Origin of the sequence: Limosilactobacillus antri DSM 16041 (assembly GCF_000160835.1) — a bacterium.
Classification (GTDB): Bacteria; Bacillota; Bacilli; order Lactobacillales; family Lactobacillaceae; genus Limosilactobacillus; species Limosilactobacillus antri.
In genome coordinates this window covers 310,446-330,862 of record NZ_GG700733.1, presented here as the reverse complement: position 1 = coordinate 330,862, position 20,417 = coordinate 310,446, and the positions used below count along the sequence as shown (strand labels likewise).

Sequence of the window (20,417 nt, the reverse complement as noted above, 5' to 3'; positions counted from 1 at the left end):
ATTTGCTAGTGCTTTTTTTATTTATTAAGTGTTTAATTAGCAATCAGGAGTTGATTACTTAAGACCCTTCCAAGTCCAGTTAGTAACTTCTGGCAAGTCCTTACCTTCTGAACGAATGTAGTGGTTGTGCTTGTTGATCATGTTGTCCATCTTGGCAACAAAAGCAGCAGCCTTTTGTTCGTAGCCAGGTACGTTTTGGATAGCGTCCTTAGCAAGGTGGAACCGGTCCAGTTCGTTCAATACACGCATATCGAATGGAGTGGTGATGTCACCATTTTCTTCGTATGAGTGGATGTGAACGTTGCGGTTAGCACGGTCGAAGAACAGGGCTTGGATCATGTCACGGAAACCGTGCCATGCGAAGATTACTGGCTTGTCAGTAGTGAAGTATTGGTTGAATTCTGCATCAGTCAATCCTTCAGGGTTCTTGTCAGTGTTCATCAGCTTCATGATTTCGATGATGTTGATGTAACGGATCTTCAGTTCTGGGAAGTTGTCGTGCAGGATGTCGATTGCGGCAAGTGCTTCTTCAGTCGGTTCAGTACCAGCTGAAGCAAAGACAACATCAGGTTCGCTACCCTGGTCAGTAGATGCCCAGTCAACGTAGCCAAGACCGTTGTCAACCAGTTCAGTAGCTTCGTCAATGGAGAACCATTGTGCACGTGGGTGCTTGGAAGTTACGAAGATGTTGATGCATTCTTGGTCGTTGAAGGCCTTGTTGGATACAGCCATCAGGGAGTTAGTATCTGCTGGCAGGTATTCCTTAACAAGGTCTGGACGTTCCTTTTCGAACATATGAGTCAACAGACCTGGATCTTGGTGAGTGTAACCGTTGTGGTCTTGTTGGAAGACAGTTGAAGTATCAACAAAGTTCAATGCTGGGTATTGCTTACGCCAGTAAAGATCCTTAGCCTTCCGTAACCACTTCATGTGTTGAGTCAGCATGGAATCAACAACCCGACCGAATGCTTCGTAAGTTGCGAAGAATCCGTGACGACCAGTCAGAGTGTAACCTTCAAGGAAACCTTCTGCTTGGTGTTCGGACAGTTGAGAATCAATCATCCGACCTTGTGGTGCAACGTCTTCATCGTTTGGTTCGTGAACTTCTTCCATCCATTGACGCTTTTGGTTGTCAAGGATAGCGTACAGACGGTTAGACTTAGATTCGTCAGGACCGAAACCACGGAAAGTATCTGGGTTCAGTTCTGCCATCTTGCTGAGGTACTTACCCCATTCCAGCATGTCCTGCTTAACAACAGTACCGTGGTTTTGAACGTCAACGGCGAAGTCACGGTAGTTAGGCAAGATCAGCGGCTTAGGATCCTTACCACCGTTAGTGATTGGGTTCATTGCCATCCGCTTGTCACCGTCAGGAGTGTTTTGTTCAACTAAGTCCACTGGGTGACCATTTTCGTCGAACAGTTCTTCTGGCTTGTATGACTTCATCCAGTCAACCAGCATGTCCTTGTGTTCCATATCATCTTGTGATACCGGAATAGGAATCTGGTGAGCACGGAATGAGTTTTCGATTGGGTTACCGTCAAGATCCTTCTTCGGACCAGTCCAACCCTTAGGTGCACGGAAGATAATCATTGGCCATTGTGGCAGTGATTCATCGTTGTTTTCACGAGCGTTCTTTTGGATAGCCTTGATGTCTTCGATGGCCTTGTCCATCGTCTTAGCCATTTGTTCGTGAACATCCATGTGGTCCTTGTAACCGTCGAATTCACCTTCACGGTCAGCTTCCTTGTAAGCGGAAACGAAGTATGGCTTCCAGCCCATACCTTCGAAGTACTTAGTCAGTTCTTCGTCGCTCATCCGGGAAAGGATAGTTGGGTTAGAAATCTTGAAACCGTTAATCTGGATGATTGGCAATACCGCACCATCCTTGATTGGGTTGATGAACTTGTCTGAGAACCATGATGCCATCAATGGACCAGTTTCAGCTTCACCATCACCGATTTCAACAGCAGCGATAACGTCTGGGTTATCTAAGATTGCACCAACACCGTGGGAAAGTGAGTAACCAAGTTCCCCACCTTCGTGGATTGAACCTGGAGTTTCAGGTGCGGCGTGTGATGCAGTACCACCTGGGAATGAGAAGTGCTTGAACAGCTTAGCCATTCCCTTAGTGTCCTGAGTAAATTCAGGGTAAATTTCAGTGTATGAACCATCCAAGTATGAGTTGTTAACCATAACTTGGCCACCGTGACCGGAACCTTCGATGTAGAACATGTCAAGGTCGTACTTCTTGATAACCCGGTTCAAGTGGGCGTAAATGAAGTTTTGTGGAACAATCGTACCCCAGTGACCAATTGGCTTTGGCTTAACGTCTTCTGCCTTCAATGGTTGACGTAACAGTGGGTCACCCATTAAGAACAAAGTACCTACACCGAGGTAGTTTGCAGCACGCCAGTAAGCATCAACACTTTCCAAGTATTGCTTGGAATCGTAATCTACTGCCATTCTAATAAACACTCCTTCTGAATAAATCAAATACGTTCGTGCTTCTAACAACTAACGTAAATCATTCAATTTACATCTTTAATGATAAACGCTTTTTATTTAAAGTCAACCTTTTTGAAAATTGATACGGTCCAATTATTAAATTTTGCTTGTTCTTTTACTGGCCCGTGTTGGCAATCGCCGGCAAAAACTGCATTATAAGGGCCTTTTAATCCCGAAAAAGCGCTGGGGTGTATACTAAAAAATGTAATATTTCATTTTTTAATGGCGGGAGGCGATGATCAATTGGCAGAATTAACCAGACTTAACCAAGCAGACATTGGGGACTGCGAAAAACTAATGGCAGTAACGACCGTGATGACCCAATCAGTCATCTCCTTCTTGCTGCCGCAAACCCGGGCCATTGGGCAACAGTTTTTTCTGGGCGGTATTTATGAACTGATTAAGTTCAGCGCGCCCGCTTTTATCTTTGGGATTGTATACTCAACCGTCCGCACCCACCCCGCGGCCCGCTGGCACGATTACCCGCAGTTTATGCTTAACCGCTGGCACGTCTTGTTTATCCCTTCAATCCTATGGACTGCTGTTTACCTCGTCGGCTTGCCGCAACTACAACAGCACCAGCATTACCACAACTGGGCAAGTTTTTGCTGGCAGTTTATCAACGGTAATGCAGCACCGCACTTGTGGTATAACGTCATGATGCTGCAATTTATCATTATCATGCCCCTCTTTTGGTGGCTGGCCCGGGTAATGCAGCACAATCCGAGCCGCGGCTGGCTGCTGTTTGTCCTGACCCTGCTCTTTGAAATCTGCTGGCACCTCTTGTATGAGCGGCTCGTTTTCCATAACAGCCATCCCCAGTATTGGTACCTGCTCGACCGGATTTTCCCAAGCTTTTTAATCTTCGCTGTTGGCGGTGTTCTGACCTACGCATTCGCCAAGCGACTGCAACCCTTCATAGCCCAACATTGGCTAGCCCAGTTAGCATTCTGGCTGCTCTGCTTGTACATCGTTACCGCCAACTTCTTTCACTACGGCTACCCCGTTCGGCTCACCAACGCGCCCTACTACCTGCCATCGATGGTTTTTTACAACCTTTCAACGATCGGCCTAATTGCTACCTTCCTCACCCACCTGCAAAGGGTTCACAACCAGTGGCTGCCCCTTATCCATTGGGTTGCGCTCTATGCCCACCGCGCCTTTCTCGGCCACGTTTTTTGGCTATACTGGCTCTGGCAGGGTTGTCAGCACTTCCTGCCGTGGCTGCCCCTTGAGCTCACCCTTCCCCTGCTGGTCGTCTTTACCGTTGCCTGTTCCTTCGCCTTTGCCTACGGTGCCCACCGCACCTGGTCGGGGGTCAAACGGCGGTGTGGCCACCACCAAATCAAAAACGGCTGAGAAAAGATTCTCAACCGCTGCTAGCCTTCCTGGTCCAGGTTAATAAAGGTACTGTAACGCATATAGTGATAGTGGATGCGCATACTGGAAACTTCAAACGGGGTCCCATCATCAAGGAAGAAGACCCCATCCATCACCGCAACCGGCTCCGTGGGTTTCAACTCCAGCAATTGCTGGTCATCAGCCGTCGATGGCGACACACTGATGGTCGTAAAGGACTTGGTAACCCGCTTCCCTTTCGTATCTTCCAGGTAGTTGAAAATTGAACTATTGACTACCGCGGGGGAAAGGGTTGGCACGATTTTAATCGGGATAAAGCCCGTTTCAATCATAAAGGGCTGGTCATCAATCAACCGCAAACGTTTAATCTGGTAAACAAAGTCGGTATCACTAAGGAAAAGCTCTTCCTGGATGTCGGCACTAGCCGGAACAACCTGATAGTCCAGCAGCTGGATGCTCTGCTTCTTACCATCCAATTGAAAACTATCGGTAATCCCCAAATTGCTGCCTTCATAGTGGAAAAGGGACTGGTTCTTAAGGTAGAGGGGGTTGATGAAGGTTCCCGAACCCCGTTTTTTGAAGATAATTCCCTGTTGGGCTAGAATGCCGAGCGCGCGTTTGATGGAACTGCGGCTCACCCCGTAAGCTTCACTCAGGCTTCGCTCATCCGGCAGGCGCATCCCCGCATACTGATTTTTTAAGATCTTTTGTTTTATATCGCGCATTACAGAGCGGTATACTAAATCTGCCATGTTTTTAGCTCCTCAGATTGATTTCCTGTACGGTCAAACTCACTACTAGTATAACAGACCTATTTTTAATTGGGACCTTTTTATAAAAGATTGGTCCGTTCCATTATTTTTGAAAGGAATTTTTATTATGAGCAAAAAGAAGCAAAAAAGCAAATTAAAAAAGACCCAAGTCGAACAGATCCTTGACAAAAATAAGCTGGCTTACCGGCAAGCTGTGTTCCCGACCCACCAGGATGGGGACGTCCGCACAATGACGGTGGACCACACTGGAGTTGCTGAGCACACTATTTACAAGACCCTGGTCCTGACCGGCAACGTTACGGGGCCACTCGTCGGGGTCATCCCCATCGATACCCACTTAGATGAAAAGAAGCTGGCCCGGGTTTCCGGGAACAAGAAGGTCAGTATGGTGCCGCTCAAGGACCTGCTCAAGACCACCGGCTACGTTCACGGGGCCAACACCCCAGTCGGAATTTACGAAAAGTTCCAGTACCCGATTTTTATCGACCAGGCAGCCAAAGAGCAGGGGGCCATTTACGTTTCATCGGGAAAAATCGGGCGGTCGGTCCAGCTCAACGCCGAAGACCTGGCCCGGCTGGTGCACGCCGAGTTTGCCGACCTGCAGCAGGCTAATTTTAACGGCTAGGCAAGGATAGCGTTTGACCAGCTTATTGATAACCATTAGAATGAATAAATATACCACCACTTTAATAGAAAGGTCGAAGATTCAATTACAATGAAGAAAAATTTATCTGCTTGCACCACCGTTCTGGTTGGTAAAAACGCCACGATTGATGGTTCTACCATGGCTGCCCGCAATGACGACACCTTTGGTCCGTTAAACCCGATGCGCCTGGTTGTTTACCCGGCCTACCGCAACCACCCCAACCAGGTGAAGGCCTACCTCAACAAGTGTGTTGTCGACCGGCCCGCAACTGGTTACAGCTACCAGGGCACCCCAAATGTCGACTACAAGAACCAGGGAATTTTTGACGAGAGCGGCTTTAACTCCCAAAACGTCGGTATGAGCGCCACCGAAAGTGTCTACGCGAACGAACGGGTCCTGTCGTTTGACCCCCTCAACACCGAGTCTGGGATTAACGAAGACCTGATCGTTGCCACCACCCTGCCCTTCATTAACAGCGCCCGGGAAGGGGTCAGCTACTTAGGTAGTTTGATCAAGAAATACGGTTCGGCCGAAGGCAACGGAGTGATTTTCAGCGACAAAAATGATATTTGGTACATGGAAATCGTTACTGGCCACCACTGGGTTGCCCAACGAATTCCCGACGACGCTTATGCGGTCACCGGGAATAGGGTTGCAATTCAGCAGGTCGACTTTAGCGATCCGGATAACTTTATGTGGTCTGAAGGAATCCAAGAGTTCGTTGAAAACCACCACTTAAACCCGGACAAGCACGGCTGGAACTTCCGCCACATTTTTGGCACCGCCAACTTCTTCGACCAGCACTACAACACACCGCGGCAATGGTACGGCCATAAGCTTCTCAACCCCAGCGTAGAGATGGATCCGCTGGACTTTGACCTGCCATTCATTATGCGTAGCGACCGCAAGCTGACCCTGGAGGATGTGGAACAAGTATTAAGCAGCCACTACCAGGGGACGCCTTACGATCCGCTGGGCAAGGGAACCGACGAAGAAAAACACCTCTTCCGGCCGATTTCTTTAAACCGGACCCAGAACTCGCACGTCCTGCAAGTCCGCAACGACCTGCCTGAAGCAGCCTCGACCATCATGTGGATGTGCTTCGGGGTGCCAACCTTTACCCCATACGTTCCATTCTTCGGCCAGGCCCAGGACATGGACGAAAGCTACCGGGAAACCCCAATGGAGCTTAACATGGACCTCAAGAGCGCCTACTGGATGTACCGCGCCCTGTCAATGATCGTGGAAGCACACCATGCGGAGTTTGCCCAACAGGATCTCGACTACCTCAAGGACTGCCGGGAATACCTGTACCGCTGGGTCAATACCATTGCCCCGCAAGTTGCCGGCAAAGACGACGGTGAGGTCAGTGCCTTTCTGAGTGCCGAGAGCCACAAGATGGTGGCCGAACTTGCCAAACGGACCAAGAACCTGATGGCACAGCTAATCATGCACGGCCTGGAGCTTTCCAAGCTCACCTTCGTCATGGACAAAAACCTCTAAATAACGGCACAATTCCCGAATAAACAAATCCCCTGCGTAGACGACAAACATCATCCGCGCAGGGGATTCTTAAATCTCAAGCTAAACAGTAGCCAATTAACAGTCCCGCCACTAAGAGGGCGCCCAAACAGCGGTAGCGTAACCGGTGGGTTCGCGCAAGGCCATATTGGTACTGCAATTGATAACGCTGCATTGCGGCTAACCCGCCCGCAGTCAGTTCCACCACTAAAACGCTAATGGCAAAACAGGCGCCAATTAAGTTCATCGGTTCACCATTCCAGCGCTGCACCAGCGTACTTCCGCCTAAAACGAGGCTAAATAACAGTGCCGCCAGCTGGCCGCCAAGCAGTACCTGGTAGCCAGCGCTCAACCGTGCTGGAACCATAGCAAATAAGCGGTCCCGATTACGCCACTGGCAGACGAGGAGGAAAACCAGGCCGACTCCGCTAGCGAGGACCACCACCCGCCGGCCGCCGCCAGGCTGAATTAGGGCTGCCAGCAGCAGGGCCGTGATTCCCAAGGCCACCGGTACCTGCCACAGCGGCAAGCAGCTTTCCTCGCCGTGACACTGCCGCCGCGGCCAACTCTGCCAGAAATATATTCCCAGTCCCGCCTGGCTGGCGTTCAGCAGCAGGAAAACCAGCGGCCAGCCGGCGAGCGTCTGCGGCAGGAGGATTAGCCGGGGCTGCCCCCAGGCGAGCACGGTGGAACAAATCAGGACCAGTGCATAAGAAATCACCAGCCAGTCAACCTGCCGGTGGTTTTCATCCGGCCGCTGGTATAAAATCACTAAGTTATAGATATTCGCAACCATCACGGCTGCCGAAAGCAGCAGGACGGATTCCTGGACGTCGCTCCCGGTTGCCAGGGGCCGCCCCAGTGCCCGGCCCACGGTAGCCATCACTAGCCAGCAGACTGTCCAAGCTAGTGGTAGCTGCGGCGCTAAGATCAACGGCCGTTTCGCAGTTCTCTTTTTCAAGCAGCCCATCACTTCTTACTTTTCTTTTTAAATACCTGGTAGTATTCATCTACCAAGTCAAGGATCGCCTGGGCGAGCTTCCGGTAGTCCGCCTTCTTCAGGTTGGCTAATGATACCCGGACGTTGCCCTTCTCTGCCCCAAAGGCGGTCGCATCCATCACAACAGCACCAAATTCGGTTGCCAAGCGGTAGGTAAAGTCAAGGTAGTTATAATTATCTTTGAAATACTGGCAGAACTCCTTGCCATGCCGTTGGCGCATTAAATCAAAAATATCAACTAGGGTGTAATAACGGGTATTTTCCGGCGTTTCATCCGGCAGGATTCCCAGGCCGTGCCAAAATTCGTGGTAACGGTCCGCCACGACTTCCCGCGATAGCTTAACGTACGGACTCAGGCCCGCGTCCTTGAGGTTGGAGAGGGCAAACATATCCATCATTACCTGCTGGGCCGAGGAGAGCCCCGCGGTATGGTAAAGGCCAATCGCCCGGCTATCAGCTACCATCCGGTCAATAAATTTCATCTTGTGGGGGTTCGGGACCACAATTGAGTAGCGCCGCTCGTCCAGCTCCTTCAGCCGCCGGTTCTGTAAATTTTCTTGGATGATTCGGTCGCAGACGTTCTGGTGATGCATACAAACCACCCCAAGCCGCTGGCCAGTCGCGCCGTACAGCTTCGAGAACGAGTACACCAGGATTGTGTTGTGCGGTGCCACCGCAAAGATCGATTGATAGCTTGGGGAAAAGGTTCCGTACACGTCATCCGTAATGATTACCAGGTCGGGATTGGCCTTGACAACTTCTTTGAACTTCGCCAACCGTTCCGGTGTAAACGCCCGGGCGGTCGGGTTAGTCGGGTTCACCGCAAAGAAGGCCTTGACCCGCGGATCCTTCAATTCTTCAAATTGTTCATCGGTCATCTGCCAGTTATCCTCCCGCTTGGTCGTGACCGTCTTGATCCGCAGGTTGTATTCACTGAGCTCGGGAATCTGCAAGTACGGAGTAAAGATTGACGAATTAACCACCACCGTGTCCCCGGGATACAGAATGTGGGCATAGTGCAGCTCCTGGAAAATGTAAACCATCGCCGCCGTGCCGCCCTCGGTCGGGAAAACATCAACATCCGCCGCCAGCTGAACATCCTTGAAGCAAACCTTCTGCAGGTATTGCTGCAAAACCTGCTCGGTGTAAGTTAAGCAACGAGGCGGGTAAGGGTAGTGGTCGCTTAGGGCCCCATCAACCAGTTCATAGACAAAGGCATCCTTATCCTTAATCGCCAGCTGGCTAACGGCCGCGTCAATCGCCGTCCGTAAAAAGATGTCCCGCCGTGATTCTTTGAGGGCAATCATCAGCCGCTGGTAAATGCCAGCCTTTTGAACGTCACCGGCCATCCCCCGCGGGTCAAAGTAAGTCCGTTCCGCTTCCGTCACCCCAAACTCTAGCAAGCGCGAGTACGCCAACCGGGCCGTGGTGGCAATCCAGTTCGGGTTCCCCCGGCCGCCGTTGACCACCTCATTGCCCCGCAGGTTATGCTGGGCATACTTATTAAAGATCGCCGCCACTTCAAAGTTGGACAGCTGGTCTAAACTGCTCACCTTCGAGTCATCAACTTGTTCAAAAATATTCATATCTGCCGTCATCGTTTTGTCCCTCCGATCACAAACTACAATCCCCATCTCTAAACGCCTTCATTATAACAAAGCTTAGCTGCTTTTTATCACCCTAGTTAAAATCTGCTATGATAGGACCGAAAGGAGTCTTGACAATGTTTCATCCCCAGCTCGGCTTAAAGGGCAGCAGCAGTCGCAAACAAATCGACGACCGCCTGCGCCACCACCCGCAAGTTTACGAATTTTTCACCGCCGCAAGTGACTTTACTCCGGCAGGCTACCAGCACCTCTCCGACGCGATTCAGTACGTCCAATCACGGGGTGTCCGCCAGATCGTCCTCCACCACCCGATGGCCTTTGGCAAGTACCATTCCGACGTCGTTGCTCCCGAAAAAGATTATCCAGAGTTATACCGCTTCATTGAAGAAACCACTGGGCAGCTTATCCGCCTGGCAGACGACTTGAACGTCCAGGTCCTGGTCCACGGCGGCTATTCTGGCCCCACGGTTGAACACATGGTGGCCCTGTATCCTTCCGTCCAGGCAGCTCGGGACGCCGTTTACCGGCGGCTGGACCGCTTTGTACGGGCCGGTGGCGACCACATCATGTTTGAAAATTCCATCGCCCCGGTCTTCGCATACGGTGACCCTGACCAGGAAGCGGAAATTCTCGCCCACCATTACCGGCTGGCGTTTGACACCTCCCACTGCTTCATCGAACTGCACGGGGACAACCAGGGCTTGCAGGCCTCCCTCAGTCACCTGGCCCCCGCCGTCGTCCACTACCACCTCGTTGATTCGCTGGGGCAGACGCACGACAGTCTAACGTTAGGGACCGGTAAGATCGACTGGGCTGGGGTCCTGCCCCGTTTGAATCCCCACGCAAGCAGTATTTATGAGATCAACCTGCATGACCAAGCCGACTGTCAAGAACAGCTGGCCAGCCACACTTACCTCAGTCGGCTCGCCGACCAGCTAACTCACCAGGAGGCCCGTTAATGAAAAAATACGTCAACCGCCAGCACATCTCCTTGGCACTGGCCCTCTTTGCCCTCTACCTGGCCATCGTGTTCTGGCCCCACTTTGCGAAATGGTGCGCGACGATTTTTGCCGCCGTAACGCCCCTCCTTATCGGCGCAATTATCGCCTACATTGTCAACCTGCTGTTGCGCAAGTACGAACAGCTTTACCAGCAACTGTTTAAGGGGCCCCGCGCCCGAAAGTTCCAGCGCCTATGGGGAATTGTCCTCTCCTACCTGTCGATTTTCTTAATTTTGGCAATCGTCATCCGCTTGGTCATCCCCGAGTTAATCAGCTGCGTCCAGCTTTTAATCAACAACCACAGCAGGGTAATTACCAGGTTCATCACGGCTTTCGAGCACAATAGCAACCTCCAGGACATCTTTCGCCGCTTTGACATCCGTCACCTGAGCTGGGCCAAGGCCGAAAAGATTCTGTCCTACGGCTTTGGCGGCACCTTCAAGGCCCTGATGTCCACCGCCTCGTCGGTCGTCTCCGTCGCCACCACCTCGGTCGTAGCCTTCTTCTTTTCCATCTACCTGCTGATTTACAAGGAAATGTTAGCCCACCAGTGTACCCGCCTGATTGATGCCTACCTGGGCAAAATCAAGCGGCCCCTAATGTACGTCGTCAGAACCTTTGACAACTGTTACAGCAACTATATCGGCGGACAGTGCAAGGATGCCGCGATTTTGGGAATCACCTGCTTTATCGGAATGACCATTTTGCGGATGCCCTACGCAACAATGATTGGGGTCGTAACCGCAATTGGCGCCCTCATCCCGATTATTGGGGCCATTCTGGGCGCTAGCATTGGGGTTGTGTTGATTTTTGCCGTTTCACCACTAAAGGCGGGCATTTTCCTCGTCTTCATCATTGTTTTGCAGCAGCTGGACAACCGAATCACCTACCCGCTGGTGGTCGGCAAGAGCATTGGCCTGCCAAGCGTCTGGGTCTTTGCCGCGGTAATCGTCGGTGGCAGCATTTCCGGAATTCTCGGCATGATGCTGACGGTGCCCCTCTTTGCCGCCCTCTACCAAATCGTTGCTACCGACGTCGGCAAGCGTGAAGCCAACGCGCAAATTGGGCAGGAAGGCTGATAAACCCGCCACCAGCCGGAAGAAAAAATAAATGACTCCCAGAAATGTGGTCAAAAGCCCACATTTCTGGGAGTCATTTTTAATTTATTTCACCTGCGCAGCGGATCGCTGCCGATGCAGCTCCCGCAGAAGGTGGGTGGCCTTCAGCTGCGTCAGCACAGCATCGATCGCATAGAGCTCCAGCTGCTGGCTGGGCTGGTAGTCCACTAACGGCTGCAAGGCCCGCCCCGCCAATCTAGCGTTGAGGAGCTCAACAAACTGGTCATAGGCCTTCTGGGGATAGGCGGCAACGGTGACTTCCGCAATTCCCGCCCGAATCTCTTCAATCGAAAAACTCGTCTTAAACAGACCGATCAGTAGAAGGTCAACCAGCTGGTTAACCGCGTACTTTTTCTTAACCGGCGCTTGAATCACCTTTTTCTTGACGTAGTTATTCACCATTGACTTGGTCAGCGGCTCAACACCAATTGCCAGCAGCTGATCGTTCACAATCGTTACGACTTGGTCAATGTAGAGGCCCAGCGTTGGTAATTCCTTCCAACGGGGAAACTGCGTCTGGGCAAGTTTCCCCGCCCAATCTTGGTAACTTTGTTGGATCATCTTAGTCTTCCTCCTTTGCGGAAACCCCAATCGACTGGTTACGGTAGCGGTCCGTCAAGAGGGCCTGCTCAATCACGCCCACCAGGGTTTCCTCACTGACCCCCTGGCCGGTGACCGCCTGCCCCTCTGAAGTGATTACTGCTGGCCGGCTCGTCGTGGTCAGCGGCAGGGCCCGGATCACCGTGTATGGCAACTCTAGTTCATCAATCATCTTGATTGCGTACTGGTGGGCCCACAGGTATTCCTGAGCGCCCTTGCCGTACCACCGCTGGAGCTGCCCCAGGCTGGCATCATCAGCCGTTCCTGCCATTGACAGCATGACAATCTTTTGGGGAGTAAACACCGCCTGGTCGATCTGCGCCACCAGCGCTTGGACCTCCTCGTCTACAGGCTCGCTCACCTCCGGCAGCCAGCATAACTGGTCACCCTGCTGAAAATTCAGCTTGGGGCCGCTTACCGCCACCGCATCGTACATTTTTTTCATAATCAGCTGGCCCAGCCGATCATGCCGGCGACTAACAATTATCGTTCGCCCCATTTGACCACTCCTCTGCTAATAAGCCATTAATTCATCGTCTACCGTCGCGTCCTCAATCCGAACATCAGTAATGGTACTCTGCTCCAGCAGCGGCAGGAGGGCTTGAATATTTCCGGTATACAAGAACCGGGTCTGGTTGGCCGCCTCGCCGAGCATATGGGCCCCCATCTTCATTGCCACGTCAATCGGCAGGCCCGTTCCCGTCACGGTCACGGTACAATCGACACCATCGTTAGCGGTAATATCACGAGCAGACGTCAGCCGGCTGCCGCTAAAGTAGTAAATCGTCTTGGCAAACCGCATCATAGTTGAAACGTCGCTGCTGGAAAACAGCACCACAGAGTTGGTCTTATGAGCATAGTCCGCCACCAGGTTGCCAATCGTCTGCCGGGCTGCCGCTGTCAACTGGTCTAGTGCATCGCCAAGGAAGACGACCGACCGCCGGAGGGCCAGCAGAATAACTATCCGTAGTTCGACCTGCTGGGCAGCCGTGAGCCCGGCCACCTTATCGTCATGCTTGATTCCTAACGGTGCAAGCATCGGGAGCGTTTGTTCGACGGTCAAAGCATCTTTTAGGTGCCGGCTGGCGTGGTGAATCGCGCGCTCCACCGTTTTGCCCTTCAGCGCCAAACGGGAAAACGAAGCCACCGCTTGTTCGGGATGGTGCCTCAGCTGCCCCAAGTCACCGCCGTTAATTTGTACGGACCCTTCAATCACCTTTCCCTGATTCATCAGCAGCTGCTCTAAGGCCTGTACCGGTGCCTCACTATTGCTGCACAGGGCCACCATCTGGGGTGCCATCAGGCCCAGCGATACTTCCTCCAGTTCGGCTCCTGACTTGGCTTCAAACGTTAGGTTATTCAACACAACACTGCTCACAATCCATTCCCCCATTAAAGAACTTACGATTAGTACTAATTTTAGCATTTTAGCCGGGAAGATGGTTTATTATTCAACTTATTTCACCCTAAAAAAATAATAAATTAGCTTAAAAATGAGATTAGTGCAAAAGAACATTACAAGTTACCGGCTTTTTAGCGTATAATTAAACCCATGAGAATATAAAGCAGAAAGAAGAGTTCTAATGGCCAAAATAAATATCCTATACATATCGCTGGAAGGAAATACGCGTTCCTTTGTCAAACGGTTAACCGCCTTTGCCAAGCAGCAGAATATGATTAACCAAGCTAATCCAGAAATCAACGCGAAGGAGATTGGTCCCCAGGACGCCCCAGCCAGCGAAAGCGAACCATTTTTCGTCTTCGTTCCGACCTACCTTACCGGTGGCAACGGGATTGATTCCGGCTATACCGAAATCATGACCACCGCCCTCGGCGAATACATTGAAGACGGTAACAACGCCCGGTACTGCATCGGGGTGGTCGGCAGCGGCAACAAGAATTTTAACGAACAATACTGCCTGACCGCGCGGAAATACGCTAAGATCTTCGACGCACCGTTCCTGGATAACTACGAATTGCGGGGAACTGACGCCGACGTTGAGCGAATTTACGGTACTCTTACCAAGGAATGGGCCAAAAACGGCAGCAGCGAAGCCTAAGGATTCATTATTCATAGATAAAAAACTGGCACTCGGCGTCGAGTGCCAGTTTTTTATTACGTTATTCCACGCCAACTAATTGATTGCCCGTACAGATCAACCAGGTGATCCCGTAACGGTCCACCACCTGACCCATCATTCCACCAAGGATCCAGTTGCCAAACGGCACCGTCACCCGCTGCTCATCGGAGTCCGCCAACTGCGCAAAAAGCCGCTGGGCAGCCCCCTTATCATCACCAAAATTCAACATAATGGAAATTAACGTTGAGGTTTGCGGGGTCCCCATCGTTGCGTCCGCGCAAACAATCTTTTGTCCCGCAATGGAAAACTCCCCATAGAGGGTCGTCGCCGTCAAATCGGCGGCAGCTAAGCCAATGCTTTCGGCCTGTTCTTCGCTGAGCGGCTGGTGGTGCATAATCTGCGCCCCAAAGTTCTGGACGTAGTAGTCCATCGCCTCCTTGGCGTTTTTAAAAGTTAAGTACGGGTAGATTTTTGCCGTCATATTTTTCCTCCGTGTCAATCTTCGCTATTGATTATATGGTTAGAAGCGGTTCCCGTCAAATTTGCCCGCCGTCAGGACCGAGGTTGGCCTGTTAGTAAAAGGTTTTATTATGTTATAATGGTGCTTAGCGATTTTAACTCACGAAAGGACGAATCTTGTGGAAAAAGTAAGAAAACATAGTCCACTGCTGGTCTTAGGGCTCCTGTTGCTCGGCGTTTGTATGCGGATGCCAATTACCTCCATCCCCTCCGTCATCAAGGAAATTGCCCAGACCTTCAGCGTGGCGCCAACCAGTCTCGGCATTCTAACGACCATCCCGCTACTCTGCTTTGGCCTGTTATCATCCGTTGTTTCAGCGACCGCCCAGCGAATTGGTAATGAATTAACCATTGCGATCGCCATGGCACTGATGTTTATCGGTTCTTACCTCCGAATCATCAGTTTTCCATTGTTAATGGTCGGAACGGTCCTCGTCGGGGTCGCAATCACCTGTATCAATGTATTGCTGCCCGCAATTATTACCGATAAATTCCCCGCGCGGATCGGGAGCATTACCGGGATGTATAACACCGCGATGACCTTGTTTGCCGCCATCGGGGCCTACGCCATCACGCCAATTACCCACCAGAGCAGCTGGCAAACTGCGGTAATTCTCATCAGCCTCATCGCCTTAATCAGTGCCATCGTCTGGTTGCCCAATCTGAAATATAATGAGCACGCGGTGGCTGGCCAGGAAGCCGACAGGGGAACTAATATGTGGAAACAGCTCAACGCTTGGTGGCTGCTGCTGTTCTTTGGCTTTCAGTGCTTTGTCTTTTACAGCGTCGTTGCCTGGTTGCCAACCATTGCCATGAGCGCTGGCCTCAGTAGTGACCAGGCTAGTCTGATTGCCGGCCTGCTCCAGCTGTTTGCCCTGCCGTTCGCCTTTGCGGTACCCGTAATTGCGGCAAGGATGACTAACCGGCAACCAATCATGCTGGCTGCGGGAATTTCCGCCATGGCTGGCACAATCATGATGTTCTTCCCGGTCAACTCCTTCGCTTACTTTTGCGTTGTTGCCCTGCTGCTCGGCGCGGGTTCAACCACCACCTTTGTATTGGCAATGACCCTGTTTGGCCTCAAGACTAAGAGTGCCGCGGATACCCGCAACCTTTCCGGAATGGTTCAATCCATCGGCTACTTGATTGCCGCCCTGGGTCCCGTCATCGTCGGCAACCTGAATGCACAGACCCACAGCTGGTTCGCCAGCGTCGTGGTAATTCTGGCAGCCGCATTCCTCTTTACCCTCTTCGGGATGCTCGCCGAGCGCCATCAGTACATTTAATCCTTCTTACGAAAAAAGCAACGTGCCAACATTACCGGTGCGTTGCTTTTGTTTTGTAGAGGGTGCGAGGGTGGGGTTCGCCCTTAATCTCATGTTTAACGTGGTTCAGCATATCATCGACCATTTCAACTACGTGGGGATCATCTAAAAAGTAGTAAACTTTGGTTCCCTCCCGCCGGCGGCAAACCAGCTGGTAGCGATACAAGATCCCGAGTTGTTTTGACACCACGGGTTGCGACATTTGAAGGTGGTCAACGATTGTCGAAACCGGGACCGCCTGGTCACAGTGCCGCAGGAAGTATAAAATTTCAATCCGGTGACTGTTGCTCAATACCTTATAAATCTTTGCCGCTTCGGCAATTAAACTATGCACAGAGGTCAATCCAGGCCACTTCTTTCCTCATTTTTGTCTATTATAGCAAAGTCAGCAGGTGGTGGATTAGTCCACTATCGTAAAAAACGTATAATCCAACGCCAATATAAATCACTTTCATCAGCAGTTCGCCATTTTTCTCAAGCACCCTCTTAACCACCGGCACTTTACCGATCCCCTTGACCACTATCACCGCCACGGCCGAGAGGACCGCGATAAAGATGGCTGCTAGTAAAAACTTCTGGCTGGACAGGTCGATCAGAACCGGCAGAAAAATGGCCAGGTTGCACCCCGCGCAGACCGCCAGGTAGGTCGCTAGGGTCGCCAGGACTGGCGAATGCTGACGCTGCTTGCCTGCTTCATCATCACCGTCACGGATCGCCATGTAGATTGGTAAAATTCCTAAAGTTCCTAATACCCATTCCGGCAAAAACAGGGCGAGGGCCTGACCAATAAGGTAACTCGCGCTCATCAGCAAAAGCACACAGATGAGATAGCCGACCATGACGTCGCGAAGGCGGTAATGGTGCAGCAATAATAGCAAAATAAAAAAGAAGTCCAGGTTGACCGCAATAAAGGTTAACGTTAATAACCAGTAATTCATAAGCTCGCTCCTTATATATCGAATTTGATATGATATTTATATAACATTTTCGATATATATACAAGGAATGATTTTATTATCCGTCAAGAGTCCCTGAATGCAACCCTTTGCAAAAAAAACTTTTGCTCTAGACCATTATCAAGCGGTCAACAATTGAAACCGATTCTGAAGCACTTTGCCCATAATGGGCCATTCCCGCCCCGACGTGAAAACAATTTCATTTATAGTGCAGACTTAACCGCGAGAGTATATAATTGGGAATGGTGAAAAAATTTCTGTAATTACAGAAGGAGTGAACATTTTGGCTACAGAAAACAAAGCTGTTATTACACTATTTGGTGCTACCGGTGACCTCGCTAAGCGGAAGCTCTACACTGCCCTTTTCAAGCTCTACCAAAAGGGCTACTTAGCGGATCACTTTGCACTTCTTGGAACTTCCCGTCACGAATACAGTGACGAAGAATTCCAAGAAGTTGTTCGCAACTCAATCAAGGATGTTGAAGAAACTCGCGATGGTGAAGCAGCGGACTTCTCCAAGCATTTCTTCTACAAGTCCCACGACGTTACAAAGCCAGAACACTACACGATTCTTAAGAAGCGGATTGAAGAACTGGACAAGCAATTCGGTACTGAAGGCAACCGTCTCTTCTATATGTCAATGGCACCGCAATTCTTTGGAACCATTGCCATGAACCTGAAGAAGCAGGACCTGCTGTCCGACGATGGCTTCAACCGGCTGGTAATTGAAAAGCCATTCGGTCGGGACTTTGACTCTGCTAAGAAACTCAACGACGCACTGTCCCAGACCTTCGACGAAGACCAAATCTTCCGGATCGACCACTACCTGGGAAAGGAAATGGTGCAAAACATCCAGGCCCTGCGCTTTGGTAACACTATTATCGAATCACTGTGGAACAACCGTTACATTGACAACGTTCAGGTTACTCTAAGTGAAAAGCTCGGTGTCGAAGAACGGGCCGGCTACTACGACCAATCCGGTGCCCTGCGTGATATGGTGCAAAACCACATCATGCAAATTGTTGCCCAATTGGCAATGGAACAACCGGTTTCCTTTACTGACACCGACGTCCGGGTTGAAAAGATCAAGGCACTGCGGAGCCTGCGGGTCTACACCCCATCTGAGGCGGCAGCAAACTTTGTCCGCGGCCAATACGATGCCGGTGACGGCACTGAAGCATACCGTTCCGCTGACGGGGTTGACCCAGAATCTGGTACCGAAACCTTCGTTGCTGCCAAGCTGCTGTTTGACAACTACCGCTGGTCAGGGGTACCGTTCTACGTTCGGACTGGTAAGAAGCTGGCTGACAAGTTTACCCGAATTGACGTGGTCTTCAAGAAGCCGCTGATCGACATCTTCGCCGACCCACGCAACGAAAGTGACCAATCATTAAACTCCAACGTCCTGACGATCTTTGTTGAACCAAAGTCTGGCTTCGCAATGCAATTAAACGCCAAGCGGGCTGGTCAAGGCTTCACGACTCAGCCAGTCGACCTCAAGTACCTGCAAAGCGACTCCGACAAGAAGGAATCCCCAGAACCGTACGAACGTCTCTTCCACGATGCTCTGGAAGGCAACCACACCAACTTTGCATCATGGGCTGAAATTGCCTACGCCTGGAAATTTGTTGACGTTATTCGGAAGCTCTGGGACATTGAAAAGCCGCAGTTCCCGAACTACACTCCAGGCTCAATGGGTCCAGCAGCTTCCGACGAACTGTTGGCGCGTGACGGCCGCAAGTGGGTTTACCGCCTCAACCACTAATAATTTAACCAAGCGTTTTAAGTTTCGGCTTAAAACGCTTTTTGTTATTAAATCGGTTGCACAGTTTGATTTTTTTGCTATAATGGACATTGTGAAAATTATTACATGTATTTTCTTATGAGGAGAGTGACTTTGATGTCAGAGAATAAAGCACAAATCGGTGTTGTCGGTTTAGCTGTTATGGGTAAGAACCTTGCATTGAACATTGAAAGTCGCGGCTTCACGGTTGGTGTATACAACCGTCACCGCAACCGGACGGACGAAATGATGCGGGACCACAGCGATAAGAAGCTGGTTCCTAGCTACACAATTAAAGATTTCGTCGACTCACTGGAAAAGCCACGGCGGATTCTGCTGATGGTTAAGGCTGGTAAGCCAACCGATGCTGTCATTGATGAATTACTCCCTCTGCTTGACAAGGGTGACGTTCTGATCGATGGTGGGAACACTAATTTCCACGACACGATGGCACGGAACGCTAAGCTGGACAAGTCCGGCATCAACTTCATCGGCATGGGTGTTTCCGGTGGTGAATTGGGTGCCCTCCACGGTCCTGCCCTGATGCCAGGTGGTCAAAAGGAAGCTTATGACCTGGTTGCCCCAATTCTGACTAAGATCGCTGCCAAGGCCGAAGAAGATGGCAAGCCATGTGTTGCCTACATCGGCCCTAACGGTGCTGGTCACTACGTCAAGATGGTTCACAACGGAATCGAATACGGTGACGAAGAATTAATTGACGAAAGTTACAACATCATGCGGAACGTTTTGAAGATGCCAGTTGACGACATCGCCAAGACTTTTGCTGAATGGAACAAGGGTGAATTATCAAGCTACCTTGTTGACATCACTGCCGACATCCTGACCCGTAAGGATGACCTGGGTGACGACAAGAACAAGCCAATCGTTGACATGATTCTTGACCGGGGTGCCAACAAGGGTACTGGTAAGTGGTCATCAATGACGGCCCTTGATGGTGGTGCTCCACAATCAGTTATCACCGAAGCTGTTTACGCTCGTTACATCTCCATGATGAAGGACGAACGGGTTGCCGCAAGCAAGGTATTGCCTGAAGTAACCGACTCCATCTCCATCGACGACAAGAAGGAAATGATTGAAAAGGTTCGTCAAGCCCTCTACTTCGGTAAGGTTATGTCCTACGCACAAGGTTTCGAACAAATGCGGATCGACTCCGAACGTTACGATTGGAACCTGAAGATGGGTGAATTAGCACAGATTTGGCGTGCGGGCTGCATCATCCGTGCTCAATTCCTGCAAAACATCACTGACGCCTTTGACAAGAACCCTGACCTGAAGAACCTGCTTCTGGACGACTACTTCAAGGACATTGCCAAGAAGTACCAGCAGGCTATCCGGGACGTTGTTGCCTTGGCTGTTAAGGCTGGTATCCCAGTACCATCAATGAGTGCTGCGATCAGCTACTACGACTCCTACCGTGCTGAAGTGCTTCCTGCAAACCTGCTGCAAGCACAACGGGACTACTTCGGTGCGCACACCTACGAACGGGTTGACCGCCCAGGTAACTACCACTACAGCTGGTACGAAGAACAATAATTGAAATTAAGTCAGTTTTAAGGAGCTGGGAGAAAACAGTGTTTTCTCCCAGCCTTTTTAATTACT

Annotated in this window: 19 protein-coding genes; 9 read left to right on the top strand and 10 right to left on the bottom strand. The window is 50.9% G+C overall.

Translation table 11 applies throughout. The features are described from left to right. Positions 1 to 54: 54 nt before the first annotated feature. Positions 55 to 2,466, bottom strand: coding sequence for a phosphoketolase family protein (locus HMPREF0494_RS05190; RefSeq protein ID WP_007123895.1), 2,412 nt, complete (start codon positions 2,464 to 2,466; stop codon positions 55 to 57). A gap of 285 nt (positions 2,467 to 2,751) precedes the next feature. Between HMPREF0494_RS05190 and HMPREF0494_RS05185 the strand changes: the two genes are divergently transcribed. Further along, positions 2,752 to 3,867: an acyltransferase family protein gene (locus HMPREF0494_RS05185; protein ID WP_040458824.1), complete on the top strand. Its 1,116-nt coding sequence runs from the start codon at positions 2,752 to 2,754 to the stop codon at positions 3,865 to 3,867. A gap of 20 nt (positions 3,868 to 3,887) precedes the next feature. On the opposite strand, the gene HMPREF0494_RS05180 is transcribed toward HMPREF0494_RS05185, so the two are convergent. Continuing rightward, positions 3,888 to 4,619 carry a GntR family transcriptional regulator gene (locus HMPREF0494_RS05180; RefSeq protein WP_040458823.1) on the bottom strand — a complete coding sequence of 244 codons (732 nt, stop codon included), beginning with the start codon at positions 4,617 to 4,619 and terminating at the stop codon, positions 3,888 to 3,890. A gap of 127 nt (positions 4,620 to 4,746) precedes the next feature. Between HMPREF0494_RS05180 and ybaK the strand changes: the two genes are divergently transcribed. Further along, positions 4,747 to 5,265, top strand: a complete 519-nt coding sequence (gene ybaK / locus HMPREF0494_RS05175) for a Cys-tRNA(Pro) deacylase (protein ID WP_007123891.1) — start codon at positions 4,747 to 4,749, stop codon at positions 5,263 to 5,265. A gap of 90 nt (positions 5,266 to 5,355) precedes the next feature. Further along, complete coding sequence (locus HMPREF0494_RS05170) at positions 5,356 to 6,789, top strand: C69 family dipeptidase (protein ID WP_007123890.1); 1,434 nt, start codon at positions 5,356 to 5,358, stop codon at positions 6,787 to 6,789. Between the two features lie 76 nt (positions 6,790 to 6,865). On the opposite strand, the gene HMPREF0494_RS05165 is transcribed toward HMPREF0494_RS05170, so the two are convergent. Next, entirely contained in the window at positions 6,866 to 7,777 is a 912-nt protein-coding gene (locus HMPREF0494_RS05165) for a hypothetical protein (RefSeq protein ID WP_007123889.1), read from the bottom strand. Then, positions 7,777 to 9,405, bottom strand: coding sequence for a bifunctional aspartate transaminase/aspartate 4-decarboxylase (locus HMPREF0494_RS05160; protein WP_040458822.1), 1,629 nt, complete (start codon positions 9,403 to 9,405; stop codon positions 7,777 to 7,779). The genes HMPREF0494_RS05165 and HMPREF0494_RS05160 overlap by 1 nt, the downstream gene beginning before the upstream one ends. 125 nt (positions 9,406 to 9,530) lie before the next feature. Between HMPREF0494_RS05160 and HMPREF0494_RS05155 the strand changes: the two genes are divergently transcribed. Together HMPREF0494_RS05155 and HMPREF0494_RS05150 are read left to right on the top strand one after the other, a co-directional pair. Further along, positions 9,531 to 10,373 (top strand): TIM barrel protein, encoded by an 843-nt coding sequence (locus HMPREF0494_RS05155; protein WP_040458821.1) that lies wholly within the window; start codon positions 9,531 to 9,533, stop codon positions 10,371 to 10,373. Next, complete coding sequence (locus HMPREF0494_RS05150) at positions 10,373 to 11,494, top strand: AI-2E family transporter (RefSeq protein ID WP_007123886.1); 1,122 nt, start codon at positions 10,373 to 10,375, stop codon at positions 11,492 to 11,494. Before HMPREF0494_RS05155 ends, HMPREF0494_RS05150 begins: the two co-directional genes overlap by 1 nt. Before the next feature lie 84 nt (positions 11,495 to 11,578). Here HMPREF0494_RS05150 and HMPREF0494_RS05145 read toward each other — a convergent pair whose 3' ends face one another. From HMPREF0494_RS05145 to HMPREF0494_RS05135, 3 genes are read right to left on the bottom strand one after another with little or no spacing between them, the layout of a single operon-like run. Continuing rightward, complete coding sequence (locus tag HMPREF0494_RS05145) at positions 11,579 to 12,094, bottom strand: DUF1836 domain-containing protein (protein ID WP_007123885.1); 516 nt, start codon at positions 12,092 to 12,094, stop codon at positions 11,579 to 11,581. A gap of 1 nt (position 12,095) precedes the next feature. Then, positions 12,096 to 12,632 (bottom strand): NAD(P)H-binding protein, encoded by a 537-nt coding sequence (locus HMPREF0494_RS05140; RefSeq protein WP_007123884.1) that lies wholly within the window; start codon positions 12,630 to 12,632, stop codon positions 12,096 to 12,098. 15 nt (positions 12,633 to 12,647) lie between these two features. After that, positions 12,648 to 13,511 (bottom strand): multidrug ABC transporter ATPase, encoded by an 864-nt coding sequence (locus tag HMPREF0494_RS05135; protein WP_040458820.1) that lies wholly within the window; start codon positions 13,509 to 13,511, stop codon positions 12,648 to 12,650. Positions 13,512 to 13,716: 205 nt separating this feature from the next. On the opposite strand from HMPREF0494_RS05135, the gene nrdI reads away from it, so the two are divergent. Then, a complete protein-coding gene (nrdI, locus tag HMPREF0494_RS05130; protein WP_007123882.1) occupies positions 13,717 to 14,193 on the top strand; it encodes a class Ib ribonucleoside-diphosphate reductase assembly flavoprotein NrdI in 477 nt (158 codons plus the stop codon). Between the two features lie 61 nt (positions 14,194 to 14,254). On the opposite strand, the gene HMPREF0494_RS05125 is transcribed toward nrdI, so the two are convergent. Further along, positions 14,255 to 14,695: a VOC family protein gene (locus HMPREF0494_RS05125; RefSeq protein ID WP_007123881.1), complete on the bottom strand. Its 441-nt coding sequence runs from the start codon at positions 14,693 to 14,695 to the stop codon at positions 14,255 to 14,257. A 157-nt stretch (positions 14,696 to 14,852) separates the two neighbouring features. Between HMPREF0494_RS05125 and HMPREF0494_RS05120 the strand changes: the two genes are divergently transcribed. Beyond that, positions 14,853 to 16,019: a CynX/NimT family MFS transporter gene (locus tag HMPREF0494_RS05120; protein WP_040458819.1), complete on the top strand. Its 1,167-nt coding sequence runs from the start codon at positions 14,853 to 14,855 to the stop codon at positions 16,017 to 16,019. Between the two features lie 31 nt (positions 16,020 to 16,050). On the opposite strand, the gene HMPREF0494_RS05115 is transcribed toward HMPREF0494_RS05120, so the two are convergent. After that, positions 16,051 to 16,401, bottom strand: a complete 351-nt coding sequence (locus HMPREF0494_RS05115) for an ArsR/SmtB family transcription factor (RefSeq protein ID WP_040458818.1) — start codon at positions 16,399 to 16,401, stop codon at positions 16,051 to 16,053. A 31-nt stretch (positions 16,402 to 16,432) separates the two neighbouring features. After that, positions 16,433 to 16,996, bottom strand: a complete 564-nt coding sequence (locus HMPREF0494_RS05110; RefSeq protein ID WP_007123878.1) for a cadmium resistance transporter — start codon at positions 16,994 to 16,996, stop codon at positions 16,433 to 16,435. Positions 16,997 to 17,297: 301 nt separating this feature from the next. Between HMPREF0494_RS05110 and zwf the strand changes: the two genes are divergently transcribed. Together zwf and gndA are read left to right on the top strand one after the other, a co-directional pair. Next, positions 17,298 to 18,779 (top strand): glucose-6-phosphate dehydrogenase, encoded by a 1,482-nt coding sequence (gene zwf, locus HMPREF0494_RS05105; protein WP_040458817.1) that lies wholly within the window; start codon positions 17,298 to 17,300, stop codon positions 18,777 to 18,779. A 135-nt stretch (positions 18,780 to 18,914) separates the two neighbouring features. Further along, positions 18,915 to 20,351 carry an NADP-dependent phosphogluconate dehydrogenase gene (gene gndA / locus HMPREF0494_RS05100; protein WP_040458816.1) on the top strand — a complete coding sequence of 479 codons (1,437 nt, stop codon included), beginning with the start codon at positions 18,915 to 18,917 and terminating at the stop codon, positions 20,349 to 20,351. The last annotated feature ends 66 nt before the right edge of the window (positions 20,352 to 20,417 follow it).

Excerpts from the sequence above, each read along its gene's own strand:
- HMPREF0494_RS05155 (WP_040458821.1), top strand. The coding sequence starts at position 9,531 with ATGTTTCATCCCCAGCTCGGCTTAAAGGGCAGCAGCAGTCGCAAACAA.
- HMPREF0494_RS05160 (WP_040458822.1), bottom strand. The coding sequence starts at position 9,405 with ATGACGGCAGATATGAATATTTTTGAACAAGTTGATGACTCGAAGGTG.
- HMPREF0494_RS05170 (WP_007123890.1), top strand. The coding sequence starts at position 5,356 with ATGAAGAAAAATTTATCTGCTTGCACCACCGTTCTGGTTGGTAAAAAC.
- nrdI (WP_007123882.1), top strand. The coding sequence starts at position 13,717 with ATGGCCAAAATAAATATCCTATACATATCGCTGGAAGGAAATACGCGT.
- HMPREF0494_RS05190 (WP_007123895.1), bottom strand. The coding sequence starts at position 2,466 with ATGGCAGTAGATTACGATTCCAAGCAATACTTGGAAAGTGTTGATGCT.
- HMPREF0494_RS05125 (WP_007123881.1), bottom strand. The coding sequence starts at position 14,695 with ATGACGGCAAAAATCTACCCGTACTTAACTTTTAAAAACGCCAAGGAG.
- HMPREF0494_RS05110 (WP_007123878.1), bottom strand. The coding sequence starts at position 16,996 with ATGAATTACTGGTTATTAACGTTAACCTTTATTGCGGTCAACCTGGAC.
- HMPREF0494_RS05165 (WP_007123889.1), bottom strand. The coding sequence starts at position 7,777 with ATGGGCTGCTTGAAAAAGAGAACTGCGAAACGGCCGTTGATCTTAGCG.
- ybaK (WP_007123891.1), top strand. The coding sequence starts at position 4,747 with ATGAGCAAAAAGAAGCAAAAAAGCAAATTAAAAAAGACCCAAGTCGAA.
- HMPREF0494_RS05145 (WP_007123885.1), bottom strand. The coding sequence starts at position 12,094 with ATGATCCAACAAAGTTACCAAGATTGGGCGGGGAAACTTGCCCAGACG.
- HMPREF0494_RS05140 (WP_007123884.1), bottom strand. The coding sequence starts at position 12,632 with ATGGGGCGAACGATAATTGTTAGTCGCCGGCATGATCGGCTGGGCCAG.
- gndA (WP_040458816.1), top strand. The coding sequence starts at position 18,915 with ATGTCAGAGAATAAAGCACAAATCGGTGTTGTCGGTTTAGCTGTTATG.
- HMPREF0494_RS05180 (WP_040458823.1), bottom strand. The coding sequence starts at position 4,619 with ATGGCAGATTTAGTATACCGCTCTGTAATGCGCGATATAAAACAAAAG.
- HMPREF0494_RS05150 (WP_007123886.1), top strand. The coding sequence starts at position 10,373 with ATGAAAAAATACGTCAACCGCCAGCACATCTCCTTGGCACTGGCCCTC.